Origin of the sequence: Acetobacter fabarum, from assembly GCF_022483405.1 — a bacterium.
Classification (GTDB): Bacteria; Pseudomonadota; Alphaproteobacteria; order Acetobacterales; family Acetobacteraceae; genus Acetobacter; species Acetobacter fabarum.
This window is the reverse complement of record NZ_JAKVNI010000001.1, coordinates 1,722,847-1,736,988: the sequence shown is the minus strand read 5'-3', so window position 1 is coordinate 1,736,988 and position 14,142 is coordinate 1,722,847. Positions and strand designations below refer to the sequence as shown.

Below are 14,142 nucleotides of genomic sequence, written 5' to 3'. Positions count from 1 at the left end.
ACTTGCGACGTTCAACCATAGGAGATCAGGTTTCCGTCATTAGTTACGATAAGCATTTGATTGTCCACAACAATAGGAGGCACGAAGGAGATGGCCTCCATGGCATCGATAGAAATAATTGCGCCGGTTACCGGGTTAATACGGATCATGCCGTTTTCTGGCAGGGTGCTCAGGCACACAAGCTGGCCACCCGCCATAATGGGGCCAAACCATGTGACAATGTCCTTGCTTTCCTTGATCTTGCGGAAGCGGCGGAGCTGGGTGATCCAGCGCACATGGCCCGAAAGGCGGTCAATACAGGCGATCTGCTGGTCGAGGGAGACAACATACAGCCATTCCCCCACGCACAGAATGCTGTTCTGGCTGGCGACGGAACGCTCCCACACACGGCGGCCGGTGCGGATATCCACCGCAGCCAGCACCTGCGCCATGCTGATCGCATACACAACGCTGCCCACAATAACCGGCAGGCCACGCACGCAGTTCAGGTTGAGTGTGCTGGCCTGTGAGCCAACATTGCCGAGCATTTCGCTCCACACGACCTCACCACTTTCGGCGCGGAAGGCAATCAGGTCGCCTCCGCCAAAGCCTGCCACCACAACGCCATTGGCGTAGGCGGGAGCGGCTTGGCCAAACACCGTGGTTTCGGCCGCCGTGGCAGCATATGTCCAGACCTGATGGCCGGTCGCGGCATCAAGCGCAAAAAAGCGCTCATCAATCGTGCCAAAATAAACCCGGCCTTCGGCAATGGTCGGGGCGGAACGACCGGGTGTTCCAACATCGGTCCGCCACTTAACCTTGCCTGTTGCGGCATAAACAGCAACAGCCTGCGAAATGCCATCCACAATATACAGCACGTCCCCATCAACCCCGATGCCACCACCGGTGTTGCTCGAACGCGACTGCTTGGGGCGTGGGTTAAAGGTCCACACATGCCGCATGGCAGGCCATGTAAAGGCACGGATAACGCCCTGCGCATCCATAATAAACAAACGGCCGTTATGGATAACCGGCGGGCAGGACAGCATACCCCGCCCCAGCGAGCCAAGGGCTGCCCATGCCATAAAGTCCGGCTCGGAAATACCCGCACCAACGCTATGCTTCCAGCGGCGCTTAAGCCCGCCCCACGCGTAGTTGCTGCCCGTATGCTCCGGCACGCGGCCACTGATCGGCCACTCGGAAACCGTAACAGGTGCGGGCAGCGTAATGGCTGTGCGGTCTTCCTTATCCACCATCAGCCCAGCACCTGATGACAGGACATCCGTACGGTGCCCGGCCAGCAGGGGTTTTTTATCGTCGTCATCACCACAAGCGGCCAGTGTGGGGGCAAGGGCTGCCCCGGCCAGCAGGCTCCTGCGGGTAAGGCCGGAGCGGGCTGTGCCGCCCGTATATGTTTTGCTGCTCATGGTTTTATCCTGCTGACGGATCAAGGGCCTGCATCATATCCTGTGCGCGGTTGCGTACACCTGCCGGTGTTTCGCCCGAATCCACAAGGGCAGACAGTTTTTTGCGGGCATCATCCCTATGCCCTTCGCGCACATCCAGAACAGCCAGCGCCTCCACGGCAAGGCCGTTCCAGGCCTTGCCCGGCCCGGTCAGCAGGGAAAGGCGCGAGCGCAGGGTCGGAATATCCCCCGTATCAAGCTGATGCTGGCACCATAGCAGGGTTGCAATGCTGCGCAGGGCCGGGTCGGCTGCGGGGTTATCCTGCACTGCGTTCCATGCGGCCAGTGCGGCGGGGGCATCGCCCCGGGCGGCCTGCACGGCGGCTTCCTGCATCCGGGCCAGTGTAGCCACACCCTGATCACCCGATGTTGCCAGCTTTTGCAGGGCTTCCAGACCACTCTGCGCCTTGCCAACAAGGGTTATGGGGCTGCTGCCCACCTGATCGGGCAGGTGATCGGTCTGGCGCAAGGCGGCCAGATACGTGCCTGTCGCTGCCTGATCCAGAGCCTTGTGCTGTGCAAGCTTCCACGACCACAGGCCCGCGCCAGCCACAACGGCCACCACAGCGGCAACAGCCACACCGGCATAACGCCGGGCAACCGCACGCATGCGTTCAGCCTTCAGCTCTTCGTCAACTTCCCGGTAAATATCCTCTGCCACGATCCGGCCCGTTCCTGTTCCTGCCAATACATGCCTGTCCGTATTATGGCATATCTGCCCCAGCCGGACGCATCATACAAGGCGCAGCGTGTTTGTTGTGCGCCTGTTATACTGCCTTACGGCCCAACAGGCTGCACGGCAAAAGCCCAAAAGCGCTTAGTGCGCTGCTTTCTGCAACTTGGTGCCACCCGCTTTGAGCGCGGTTGTCAGCTGGGTAAAATTAGCCCCGATGCGCTGCTGCACAGCGGTACTGCCATCATGAATATAGGCAATTTTATCCCGCGCGTCGTTGCTGATTGCGGTTTCTTCCTTCACCGCAGTCTTGGAGACACAGGCGTTATAGGTCCGGGCGGCTTTTTCGTAAGCGCTGACCTTGTCCACGCTGGCATTATATTTTTCCACACTGGAAACATCGACCGCAGGGGCCTGCGGTTCCGCACCACAGGTGGAGGGCACCCACGCCCGCTCGGCCGCATGGGCGGGAACACATGCAACCATAGCCACCAGCCCCCCGATGGAAGCCAGCAAAAAACCTTTCTGCAACATTGCCAAAACACCCTTATTGCCCAGACAGTGGACCTACGCGGGCGACCTGCCCCACTGGAGCAGGCCAGCCTGCGCTGTAACGCTCCATCTTCTGGCATATGCCGCGCAAATGTCCATATCTGCTCTGCTTGGAAAAGAGACAAAGAGACAGTATAGCCTGATTGCATGCGCATTCTTTTTATTACGGCCACCCGTCTGGGGGATGCGGTGCTTTCCACCGGTATTCTCAACACATTAATACAGCAATGGCCCAATGCGCGCATAACCGTTGCCTGCGGGCCTGTTGCAGCCGGGCTGTTCAGCCACATGCCCGGACTCGAGCGGGTTCTGGTCATGCACAAACGCCGCTACGACCTGCACTGGCTGGATTTGTGGAAAACCTGCGCCCCCACCCGCTGGGACATGACCGTGGACCTGCGCGGCTCAATCATCAGTTTTGCCCTGCGCTCGGGGCGGCGGTTTGTCATGCGTGGGGGGCGCAGGCCCGGCAGGCGGGTGGGGCATCTGGGGGCTCTGCTCGGCCTTTCCCCCGCTCCGCACCCTACGGTATGGCTCAACAATGCCGACCAGCAGGCTGCCGCGCAGGTTATACCGCCACACACGCCGGATGCACCGGTTATTGCCCTTGGCCCCACGGCCAACTGGCACGGCAAAATCTGGCCCACAGAGCACTACCTGCCCCTGTGGCAGCAGCTTGCCGCCACGTACCCCCAGGCCCGCCCTGCCATTTTTTATGGCCCCGGCCTGCAGGAGGCGGAACTGGCTCGCCCCGTGCTGCACGCCCTGCCCCGCGCCATAGATGCCGGAGGACGGTTTGCCCTGACCGAAACCGCCGCCATGCTGGCCCGTTGTGCTTTGTATATTGGTAACGATTCCGGGTTAATGCATCTGGCCGCTGCGGCAGGCACGCCCACACTGGGGCTGTTCGGCCCGTCCCGCGCATCGGAATATGCTCCCACCGGCGCCATGACGCACTGGGTAGAGGCACCGGGGCCGGAAGGGCTGGCCCCCATTGCGGGGTTAAGTGTGGAGCGCGTCGCCCATGCGGCTCTGGCACTTTTGCGGCAAAGCCGGACGTGAACAGCCTGCCTATGGCCCCATTGCCCCGCCCGGTCTAGAGTTTGCACCAACGGCCTGCATCCTTGCATAAAAGGACACCACACCATGCCATTACCCGCCCCATCCCATATTACCCGGCTTGAGGGCCGGACTGTTCTCAAGCTTTCCGGCGCGGACCGTGTGCGATTTTTGCAAGGGCTGGTCACGGCAGATATTGAAGCCTTGCAACCGGCCCAGGCCGCATGGGCCGCATGCCTGACCCCACAGGGCCGCTGGCAGGCAGATTTTTTTGCCATACCCGACCCGGATGATACCTGCCTGCTACTGGACTGCGCCACCGAGCAGGCCGAAGCCCTGCGCACACAGCTCATGCGCTTCCGGCTCCGCTCGGATGTGCAGATGGAACTGACGGCACTCCCCGTTTATGCCGCATGGGGCAACAGGCCCGAGGCCACCTTGCTGGAAAACGCAATAAGCGTTGCAGACCCCAGACTGCCCGCCGCAGGCTGGCGGCTGATAGACCCACCTGCCACTACGGAGCAGACCGCCACCCAACTGGACTATGACCTGCACCGCCTGGCCCTTGGCCTGCCGGATGGCGTACAGGACTGCGAACAGGGCCGCACACTGGCAGCCGAAGCCAACATGGACCTGCTTGGCGGCATTGCCTGGAAAAAGGGGTGCTACATGGGGCAGGAAGTCACAGCCCGCATGCACTACCGCACGCTGCTCAAACGCCGCCTTGTACCCATTGCCGCCACCGCCCCCCTGCCCGCGCCGGGCACCGCCATCCTGCATAACGGGCAGGAGGTTGGCACCCTGCGCTCCTCGCGCGATCATATCGGGCTGGCACTGCTCAAGGTGGACATGGCTGACAAACCCCTGACCTGCCTTGACCATAACGTGGTTGCCCGCCCCCCCGCGTGGCTGCTACCAGCCCTTGGCACACCACCAGAACCCTCCGCCACCACACCGGACAAACCATGACCTACACCGCACCCGATGCCGCAGTGCTTGATGCCATGCTCAGCACAGTCAAATACGATGCTTCCGGCCTGATTGCCGCCATTGCCCAGCAGCATGACACCGGCGAAGTGCTGATGATTGCCTGGATGAATGCCGAAGCCCTGCGTGAAACACTGCTGAGCGGGCGCGTCTGCTACTACTCGCGCAGCCGCAAAAAACTGTGGCGTAAAGGCGAGACATCCGGCCAGGTCCAGCACCTGCACGAAGCACGGCTGGACTGTGATGCAGACGCCGTTCTGCTGCTAGTCAACCAGATTGGCGTTGCCTGCCACACCGGGCGCAGAAGCTGCTTTTACCGCGCGTTCTCCCCCACCGGGCTGCTTGAACTGACCAAGCCTGAAATTGACCCCGCCGAGCTTTATAAAACCCACGGCCACACTCACGCCTGAAGGCTAGCCCTTACGGCTGCCCCCGTGCGGCCAGCAGATCCAGCACGGCAGATGCCGCGGCATCTGCCGGCAGGCTCCCCCCCGGCCCTTCCAACCCGTGCAGGACCGAGGCAAAGGCCGCCTTCTGGGCCTGAGCCACGGTGGGGTTTTCAAACAGTGTCTGCACCGCGCGCGCCAGCACGTCTGGCGCGCAGTTTTCCTGCAACAGTTCGGGTACAACGGCCCGGCCTGCAAGCAGGTTGACCATAGCCACATAAGGCACCCGGATAAGCCTGCGCGCCATAAACGCCGTAAGGGGGTTAACCCGGTATGTTACCGCCATGGGCACACCAGCCAATGCCAGTTCCAGCGTGGAGGTGCCTGATTTGGTCAAAGCCGCCCCTGCTGCGGCAAATGCGTCATGCTTGTCGTCCACATCTGTCACCACAATCGGGCGAACGGGCCAGTTATGCACGGCCTGCTCAACAGTAGCCGCCACCACGGGGGATACCGGCACAACGGGCACCACATCGGGCATGCTGGTACGGAGCAGGGCCAGCATCTGCCCGAATACGGGCAGCAGCCTCGGCACTTCCGAGCGGCGGCTGCCGGGCATAAGCACTAGCACCCGTGCGTTATCCGCCAGTCCGTGCCGTGCCCTGAACCGGACGGCATTGCCTTCCTGCGCACCGGATTGCAGGACGGGGTGCCCCACAAAGCGGGTTTTCAGGCCGTGCCTGCCAAAAAATTCTTCCTCAAACGGGAGCAGGCATAACAGTTCGTCCCAAAGACCGGGGAACTTGCGCACCCTTTTCTGCCGCCATGCCCATACCTGCGGGGCCACGTAATGCACGCGCAACATACCCATACCCGCAATCCGCCGGAGCAGGCGCAGGGCAAAGCCGGGGCTGTCTATGGTAATAACCAGATCGGGTTTTTGGGCCGCAATATCCGCCACAGCCTGATTAAGCCTGCGCGAAAGCTGGCGCACGCGAGGCAGGATTTCCACCAGCCCCATAACCGCCAGATCCCGCATGGGAAAAAGGCTGGCAAGCCCTTCCTGCGCCATGCGCGTACCCCCTACCCCGACAAAGCGGATATGCGGGTTACGCGCGCGGAGTGCGTGCATCAGCCGGGCACCCAGCACATCCCCGCTCGCCTCTCCGGCAAGGATCCATACAAGGGGGGATGGAGGGGGCAGTTCAAGCATCTTCACGCACCAAAAACACAACGCAGGCACACCACCATTCCGGCCAAACAGGGAATGTGCAAGCCATGATCCGCAAAGAAAAACCTTTCCGCACATAAAAAGTCCGGTTTATGGCTGGGAGCACCAAACCATCCACCCTAGTTTACAGGATATTTTCTGCCTCGTGAGTGTTCAGCAGTATGTGCGTGAATGGACGGAACAACCCGTCCGTAACGTTCTGGCCGGCATGGTCGGCACCTTTGCCCTTATCCCCGAAGTTATCGCTTTTTCCTACGTGGCGGGGGTTGCGCCGGAAGTGGGGCTTTTTGCCTCGTTCGTTATCAGCATTGCCATTGCCATAACGGGCGGCAGGCCGGGCATGATCTCGGGGGCCGCTGGATCGGTCGCGCTGGTTGCGGCGGATCTGGTGCACGGGCATGGGTTGCAGTACCTGCTGCTGGCAACCCTGCTGGCCGGGGGTATGCAGGTGCTGTTCGGGCTGTTGCGGCTGCAAAGCATGATGCGCTTTGTCTCGCGCGAAGTGGCGACGGGTTTTGTCAACGCGCTGGCCATTCTTATTTTTTCTGCCCAGATCCCGCAGATGCTGCATGTGACGTGGCACACCTACGCCCTGATCGCCCTTGGGCTGGCCATTGTTTACCTGCTGCCACGGCTGAGCACGGCTGTTCCCTCCCCCCTTATCTGCATTCTGGTGCTGACCGGGATCAGCCTTGCCGTTCCCATGCCCATTCATGTTGTAGCCGACCTTGGGGCGCTACCCACGGGGCTGCCACACCTGACATGGCCGCAGGTACCCCTGACCTGGAGCACATTCCAGATTGTACTGCCCTATGCCTTTGCCATGGCCATGGTCGGGCTTTTGGAATCGCTCATGACCGCAACGGTGGTGGATGAGTTGACCGACACCCATTCCAGCAAGCGCATGGAGTGCACGGGGCTGGGTATTTCCAATATTTTTGTGGGCCTGTTTGGCGGCATGGCCGGTTGCGGCATGATCGGCCAGACCGTGGGCAACCTGCGCTACGGTGGCCGGGGCCGCCTGTCCACCTTTACGGCAGGGGCTTTTCTGCTGCTGTTGCTTGTCGCCATGCACCGCTTTGTTGCTCAGGTGCCGGTGGCAGCCCTTGTGGCTATCATGATCATGGTATCCATCAGCACATTTTCGTGGTCATCCCTGCGCGAGCTGGTGGCCCACCCCAAGCTGTCCTCCACCGTTATGCTGGCAACCGTTGTGGTGGTTGTGCTGACACATGATCTGGCCGCTGGTGTTGGCTGCGGCGTGTTGCTGAACGGTCTGTTCTTCTCGTTTCAGGTCATGAAGCTGGTGCAGGTCAGAGCGGAGGATACGCCCGATGGCACAACCCGCACCTACCATGTGCGCGGCCAGCTCTTTTTTGCTTCAACCAGTGTGCTGACCGATGCCGTGGATTTTCAGGACCCCGCAAAAAACGTGGTGATTGATCTGGCCGACGCCCAGCTATGGGACATCAGCGCGGCAGACACGCTGGAAAAAACCGCCACCCGGCTGGAAGGGCGCGGCAAAACCGTTACCATTCTCCATGCCGATGCACGCGCGGCAAAACTGCTGGCAACACTGGGGCACCCCAACCTGCTGGCCTGAGCGCACAAAACCCAGCGCCACACAGCCCGGCACGGCCCAAAGCCGCCCTGCCCCCTAAACCGGGGTCGGGCGGCTTTTTTGTGCTTTGGGGAGCAGGCGCGTTGCCAGCACGGCCGCTGCTATGGCTGCGTAGATAAATGGCTCAACGTGCCAGACCTTAAAGGCAATGCTGTAGTGCACGCAGGCCAGCACCATAGCCACGTAAACCGTTCTGTGCAGCGGAGCCCACCGCTTGCCCAGCCGCATAATGGACTTGCGCGTGGAGGTAGCCGCCAGCACGCACAGGATAACAAAAGCCAGCAGACCAAAGCTGAGGAACGGACGGGTGGTAAAATCCGTCCAGATCAGGGCCGGGTTCAGCCCGCGCGCCCATGTCAGGTAGAGTGTGACGTGCAGGGCCGCATAGGTAAAGGCCAGCAACCCCAGCGGCCTGCGGTAGAGGATGAGGTTAATTCTGGTAAAGCGCCGCAAGGGTGTCACCATGAGCGAAACCAGCAGGAAGCGGAACGCATAACGCCCAAAGTCATGCAGGCATTCGCGGTAAGGCCTTGGCCCCAGCCAGCCCAGCCACCCTTCCACCAGATCAAACACGGCGGGGAGCAGGAACAGGCCGTAAAGCAGAACCTGCCGTGCCAGTGGCGACAGGTTTTTGCGCCGCGCGCGACCGGCAACAGGTGGAGCCATGATCAGCCTTTATTCTTCCGGGGTGCCTGACAGCGCATTCAGGCCATGCGCCTTAACCTTGAAAGGAGTTTGTGCGTTATGTCCATAATACGCAAGAACATGCAGGAGTCTCTGATACCATGAGCACAGCAAAGACAATCGGTTTTATCGGGTTTGGCGCAATGGCCAGCCGCATGGCCGCAAACCTGAAAAAAGCAGGGTTTGCAGCCGTGGCTTACACGCCCTCCGGCAAGGGGGGAGACGAAAACACCGCCTTCCTGCCCAGCCCGGCAGATGTTGCCAAAACGGCTGATATTGTTCTTGTGTGCGTCCCGGATGATGAGGCCCTGAGCGCCAGCATGTACGGCCCACAGGGCGCGCTGGCCGGCATGCCAGAGGGCGGGCTGTTACTGAACACAAGCTCCGTCTCCCCCGAAGCCGCACAGGCCTTGCTGGATGCGGGCCAGAAGCTGAAAATCAGCGTTGTGGACTGTCCGGTTTCTGGCAGCACGCCCGAGGCGGACAGCGCAAATCTGGTGGTACTTGCTGGCGGCAGTGAGGATGACATGGCCCGCGCCAAACCGGTGTTTGACGCCATTGGCCGCCTGACCATTCATGCAGGCCCCGCAGGCAGTGGCGCACGGCTCAAGCTGGTTATTAACGGGATTATGGGAGCCGGGCTGGCCGCCGTGGCCGAAGGCATTGCCTATGGTCTGGCCGCAGGGCTCGACCGCACCATGCTGTTTGATGCGCTGGATAACATGGCCGTGATCTCCCCCCACCACAAGCGCAAGATCAAAATGGCCAAGGAAGGGGATTTTTCGCCCCAGTTCCCCACCCGGCTCATGCAGAAGGACATGCGCCTGCTGCTTGATGCCTGTGCCCGTCTGGCCGTGCCCGTACCCACCATGGCCGCAGTCACGCAGGAACTCTCCCTGACCCGCCGCGCCGCAGCAGATGCAGACTATTCCGCCCTGATCGGGGTACTGGAAAACATTGTAGCCAACGACCCGTAAGGGTTTTGCAGCACTCCAAGCCGTTCAGTCGCGCTCAAACGCACGCAGGGCCTTAACACCCTGCCACATGAGTGCGGCGCAGTCCCCCAGCCCACGGGGCTGCCCGGCCTGCCGGGCGGTCCCGGCAAGGTCCCGCTTGGCGAGTATGGCAGGCAGAGCAGCAAGGCGAAAAGGCGCGGGCAGATGGGGCCAGTCCAGCGCCGCCAGCCATGCCTGCCCCTGTAACCTGAGCGCCTCCTGCTGAGCAGGCCATATAAACCGCCCTGATTGCTGGAGCACGGGCCAGTGCCGCAGCATGGCCCCTGCCCCATAAGCCATGCCACAGGCCTCCAGCCTGAGCAGGATGGCGGGGTCTTCCACCCCCAGCAGCTCGCCTGTTGCGCGTTGCAGCGCTCCGGGGCCATCACGCATCATGCCCTCCCATGTCGGTTGATCACGCGCGCCGGTCAGTTCCATCTCGCAAGAGTGAACAAGGCGGAGCAGTGTGGCCAGCCGGGTCTGCCCGCATGCCATCATCCCCAGCAGAAAAGGGGCCAGAATATGCTCGGGGGGGCGGGTCTTTTCCAGCACCTCGCGCCACCATTGCAGGCGGATCAGTCCGGCCATGGGCCCGGCCACCGCAGCCGAGCGGGCCGGGGCCAGCACGCGAATCAGCTCGTTATGGAACGCCAGCAGAACAAGCCCGCCCGCCTGTGCAGATGCGGGCAGAAAACGCGCACAGAGCAGCCTGTCCGCATCCCCCGCTGCAAGCCCCGCCAATGCCTGTATATCGGTGTGTGATGGAGGGGTGTTCATGGCTGTATCCTACTTCTCTTACCCGGTGGCATGTTGCAAATTCATGCTGTTTCATGCGTAATGCACATATAGCTTTCCTTACGGACTGCCGCGCCACCCCACCCCCACCAGCAGGGCAAGTTTCCGTGAGCAAGGGAAAAGAGACATCGGGCCACCACCCGCTGGCTCTGTGCCATATGGCACGCCCATAGCTCTGGACAGGCGCGTTTTTGACACGCCCTGCTTGATACGACGGAGTTATGTCATGGCTTTTGAACTGCCAACCCTCCCCTTCGCCCCCAATGCCCTTGCCGCACGCGGCATGTGCCAGGAAACGCTTGAGTTCCACCACGGCAAGCATCATCTGGCTTACGTGAACACCCTGAACACGCTGCTCGAAGGCAAGCCCGACCTTGCTGGCAAGTCTTTGGAAGACATTATTCTGGCCGCACACGGCAAGGCTGACCTGACCGGCCTGTTCAACAATGCTGGCCAGCATTGGAACCACTCGTTCTTCTGGAACAGCCTGTCCACCTCTGGCGGTGCCATGCCCGAAAAGCTTGGGGCCAAAATTACCGCAGACTTTGGCAGCATCGACACCTTCAAGGAAGAATTCCGCAAGGCCGCCATCTCCCAGTTCGGGTCTGGCTGGGCTTGGCTGGTACTGGGCAAGGATGGCAAGCTGGCCATTACCAAAACCCCCAACGGCACCAACCCGCTGGCCGAAGGTCAGGGCACGGCACTGCTGACGGCCGACGTGTGGGAACACTCCTACTACCTGGACTTCCGCAACCGTCGCCCGGACTACATCACCAACTTCCTGGACAAACTGGCAAACTATGAATTTGCCGAAGCCCAGCTGAACGCGGCCTGAGTGCAAAACCACCGGCTCCAAGCCGGTCTGGTGTAAAAAAGGCGGGGCTCCCACGGGGCTCCGCCTTTTTTCATATCGGCCATTCCATAGGGTGTGCGACATATGCACACATCCCCCTTGATTGTGCTGTTGGGCCTTCCAATCTTAGAGGTGTCAACACGACAGACCCTGCCTTCCGTTGCCGCAAAGCGGGATGGGGCAAGGCCTTCAGTCGCCTACGATAAAGGGACAAGAGGGATATTATGGATATTGCAAAATTTACCGAACGCTCACGCGGTTTTCTGCAGGCAGCACAGACCATTGCCCTGCGCGATTTTAACCAGCAGCTTACGCCCGAGCACCTGCTCAAAGCCATGCTTGATGATGAGGAAGGCGCTGCGTCGGCCCTGATCCGTGCAGCCGGTGGCAACCCCGATGCGGTCCGTGCCGCCAACGAGCAGGCACTGGCCAAACTGCCCAAGGTACAGGGTGGGGGCGCTGGCCAGCCAGCGGCCACCCCGGATCTGGTGCGCGCACTGGATTCCGCCGAACAGATCGCCCAGAAAGCAGGCGACAGCTTTGTCGCGCAGGACCGCCTGCTGGTAGCCCTTGCCGCAACCAGCAGCGCGGCGGGTGAGGCGCTCAAAACCAACGGCGCCACCCCCGATGCGCTGGAAAAAGCCATAGCCACCATCCGCAAGGGACGCACAGTGACCAGCGAAAACGCTGAAGCCAATTTTGACGCGCTGAAGAAATATGCGCGGGACGTGACCGAAGTTGCCCAGCAGGGTAAGCTGGACCCGGTTATTGGCCGGGATGAGGAAATCCGCCGCGCCATTCAGGTTCTGGCCCGCCGCAGCAAGAACAACCCTGTGCTTATTGGCGAACCCGGTGTGGGTAAGACCGCCATTGTGGAAGGTCTGGCCCAGCGCATTGTTAATGGCGATGTGCCCGAAGCGCTTAAAAACAAAAAACTCCTCTCGCTCGACATGGGCGCGCTGGTGGCCGGTGCCAAATATCGTGGTGAGTTTGAAGAACGCCTGAAAGCCGTGCTCAAGGAAATTGAGTCCGCTGAAGGGCAGGTCATCCTGTTCATTGATGAAATGCACACGCTGGTCGGCGCAGGCCGGACCGATGGCGCCATGGATGCCTCCAACCTGATCAAGCCTGAACTGGCGCGCGGCACGCTACACTGCATTGGTGCCACCACGCTGGATGAATACCGCAAGTATATTGAAAAAGACGCAGCACTCGCCCGCCGCTTCCAACCCGTTTATGTGGGCGAGCCTTCCGTAGCCGATACCATTTCCATCCTGCGCGGGATCAAGGAAAAATACGAGCTGCACCATGGTGTGCGCATTACCGATGGCGCACTGGTCGCCGCGGCAACCCTGTCCAACCGCTACATCACGGACCGCTTTCTGCCCGACAAGGCCATCGACCTGATAGACGAGGCCGCAAGCCGGCTGCGTATGCAGATCGACAGCAAACCCGAAGAGCTGGACGAACTGGACCGCCGCATTATCCAGCTCAAGATCGAGCGGGAAGCACTGCGCAAGGAAGACGACACCGCAAGCAAGGACCGGCTGGAATCCGTTGAGGCCGAACTGGCTGATCTGGAAGAAAAATCCAACACGCTCAGCGCCACATGGCATGCGGAAAAAGACCGTGTGCATGCGGTGCAGAAATTGCAGGAACAACTTGATCAGGCCCGCTCCGATGTGGAAGTGGCCCAGCGCAAGGGCGACCTGCAACGCGCCTCCGAGCTGATGTATGGCGTTATCCCCAACCTGCAAAGCCAGATTGCCAGCGCCCAGCAGACGGAGGAACAGGAAGCAAAAAGCGCGAACCTTGTCTCTGAAGCGGTGACGGATCAGGGCATTGCCTCGGTTGTCTCACGCTGGACGGGTGTGCCCGTGGACCGGATGCTGGAAGGCGAACGCGCCAAACTGCTGCGGATGGAAGACGAGCTGCGCAAATCCGTTGTAGGGCAGGAACCCGCCCTACGTGCGGTTGCCAACGCCGTACGCCGTGCCCGCGCCGGTTTGCAGGACCCCAACCGCCCGATCGGGTCGTTCCTGTTCCTCGGCCCGACGGGTGTTGGCAAAACGGAGCTGACCAAAGCACTCGCCCGCTTCCTGTTTGACGATGACAAGGCCCTGCTGCGCATTGACATGAGCGAGTTCATGGAAAAGCACGCTGTGGCCCGTCTGGTCGGCGCACCTCCGGGCTATGTGGGGTATGAAGAAGGTGGCGTGCTGACCGAAGCCGTGCGCCGCCGCCCTTATCAGGTCATCCTGTTTGACGAGGTGGAAAAGGCGCATGAGGATGTATTCAACATCCTGCTGCAAGTGCTTGATGATGGCCGCCTGACCGATGGTCAGGGCCGCACGGTAGACTTCCGCAATACGCTGATCATCCTGACCAGCAACCTCGGCTCCGAATATCTGGCCAACCAGCCGGATGGGGATACCCCAGCCATGGTGCAGGCACAGGTTATGAAGGTGGTGCGTGAGCACTTCCGCCCCGAGTTCCTGAACCGTCTGGATGAGGTTATTCTCTTCTCGCGCCTCCAGCGGGTGGATATGACCAAGATTGTGGATATTCAGATCAGCCGCCTGCAAAAGCTGCTCGAAGACCGCAAGATTGGCCTGCATCTGGATAATCTGGCCGAAACCTGGCTGGCGAATGAAGGATACGACCCGGTTTATGGTGCGCGCCCCCTTAAAAGGGTTATCCAGCGCAACCTGCAAAACCCGCTGGCCGGGCAGCTGCTTGAAGGCACGATCCATGACGGCGAAACCGTCAATATTTCTGCCAACGGGGATGGCCTGCTGATTAACGGTCAGGCCGCCACAGAGCCTGAACCTGCCTACTAACCCGGATACCCCGGCCTGTTA

13 protein-coding genes are annotated in these 14,142 nt (G+C 60.9%); 7 read left to right on the top strand and 6 right to left on the bottom strand.

Features of this window, described 5'->3' with window-relative positions; all coding sequences use genetic code 11:
• Positions 1-11: 11 nt before the first annotated feature.
• The 3 genes from LKE65_RS08120 to LKE65_RS08110 all read right to left on the bottom strand — a co-directional run bounded on the left by LKE65_RS08120 (position 12) and on the right by LKE65_RS08110 (position 2,652).
• Complete coding sequence (locus LKE65_RS08120) at positions 12-1,406, bottom strand: outer membrane protein assembly factor BamB family protein (protein WP_095349439.1); 1,395 nt, start codon at positions 1,404-1,406, stop codon at positions 12-14.
• Between the two features lie 4 nt (positions 1,407-1,410).
• Positions 1,411-2,106, bottom strand: a complete 696-nt coding sequence (locus LKE65_RS08115; RefSeq protein ID WP_095349376.1) for a tetratricopeptide repeat protein — start codon at positions 2,104-2,106, stop codon at positions 1,411-1,413.
• Positions 2,107-2,262: 156 nt separating this feature from the next.
• The gene (locus tag LKE65_RS08110; RefSeq protein WP_253528749.1) at positions 2,263-2,652 is read right to left on the bottom strand and encodes a hypothetical protein; all 390 of its coding nucleotides are present in this window, start codon (positions 2,650-2,652) and stop codon (positions 2,263-2,265) included.
• 165 nt (positions 2,653-2,817) lie between these two features.
• Between LKE65_RS08110 and LKE65_RS08105 the strand changes: the two genes are divergently transcribed.
• From LKE65_RS08105 to hisI, 3 genes are all read left to right on the top strand, one after another.
• Positions 2,818-3,732, top strand: coding sequence for a glycosyltransferase family 9 protein (locus tag LKE65_RS08105; RefSeq protein ID WP_278740939.1), 915 nt, complete (start codon positions 2,818-2,820; stop codon positions 3,730-3,732).
• 84 nt (positions 3,733-3,816) lie between these two features.
• Positions 3,817-4,698 (top strand): CAF17-like 4Fe-4S cluster assembly/insertion protein YgfZ, encoded by an 882-nt coding sequence (ygfZ, locus tag LKE65_RS08100; protein WP_086645496.1) that lies wholly within the window; start codon positions 3,817-3,819, stop codon positions 4,696-4,698.
• Positions 4,695-5,126, top strand: a complete 432-nt coding sequence (gene hisI, locus LKE65_RS08095; RefSeq protein WP_086645497.1) for a phosphoribosyl-AMP cyclohydrolase — start codon at positions 4,695-4,697, stop codon at positions 5,124-5,126. The genes ygfZ and hisI overlap by 4 nt, the downstream gene beginning before the upstream one ends.
• 10 nt (positions 5,127-5,136) lie before the next feature.
• On the opposite strand, the gene lpxB is transcribed toward hisI, so the two are convergent.
• Positions 5,137-6,315: a lipid-A-disaccharide synthase gene (gene lpxB / locus LKE65_RS08090; RefSeq protein WP_278740938.1), complete on the bottom strand. Its 1,179-nt coding sequence runs from the start codon at positions 6,313-6,315 to the stop codon at positions 5,137-5,139.
• Between the two features lie 163 nt (positions 6,316-6,478).
• Between lpxB and LKE65_RS08085 the strand changes: the two genes are divergently transcribed.
• A complete protein-coding gene (locus LKE65_RS08085) occupies positions 6,479-7,936 on the top strand; it encodes a SulP family inorganic anion transporter (protein WP_278740937.1) in 1,458 nt (485 codons plus the stop codon).
• Between the two features lie 54 nt (positions 7,937-7,990).
• Here the strand turns inward: LKE65_RS08085 and LKE65_RS08080 are convergent, their stop codons facing one another.
• A complete protein-coding gene (locus tag LKE65_RS08080; protein ID WP_278740936.1) occupies positions 7,991-8,620 on the bottom strand; it encodes a sulfite oxidase heme-binding subunit YedZ in 630 nt (209 codons plus the stop codon).
• 119 nt (positions 8,621-8,739) lie between these two features.
• Between LKE65_RS08080 and LKE65_RS08075 the strand changes: the two genes are divergently transcribed.
• Entirely contained in the window at positions 8,740-9,615 is an 876-nt protein-coding gene (locus LKE65_RS08075; protein WP_086645501.1) for an NAD(P)-dependent oxidoreductase, read from the top strand.
• 24 nt (positions 9,616-9,639) lie between these two features.
• Here the strand turns inward: LKE65_RS08075 and LKE65_RS08070 are convergent, their stop codons facing one another.
• Positions 9,640-10,410, bottom strand: coding sequence for a squalene/phytoene synthase family protein (locus LKE65_RS08070; RefSeq protein ID WP_278740933.1), 771 nt, complete (start codon positions 10,408-10,410; stop codon positions 9,640-9,642).
• A gap of 244 nt (positions 10,411-10,654) precedes the next feature.
• Between LKE65_RS08070 and LKE65_RS08065 the strand changes: the two genes are divergently transcribed.
• Together LKE65_RS08065 and clpB are read left to right on the top strand one after the other, a co-directional pair.
• The gene (locus tag LKE65_RS08065) at positions 10,655-11,263 is read left to right on the top strand and encodes a superoxide dismutase (RefSeq protein WP_086645503.1); all 609 of its coding nucleotides are present in this window, start codon (positions 10,655-10,657) and stop codon (positions 11,261-11,263) included.
• A 242-nt stretch (positions 11,264-11,505) separates the two neighbouring features.
• On the top strand, positions 11,506-14,121 hold the full coding sequence (gene clpB, locus LKE65_RS08060; protein ID WP_095349369.1) for an ATP-dependent chaperone ClpB: 2,616 nt from the start codon (positions 11,506-11,508) through the stop codon (positions 14,119-14,121).
• Positions 14,122-14,142 lie beyond the last annotated feature (21 nt).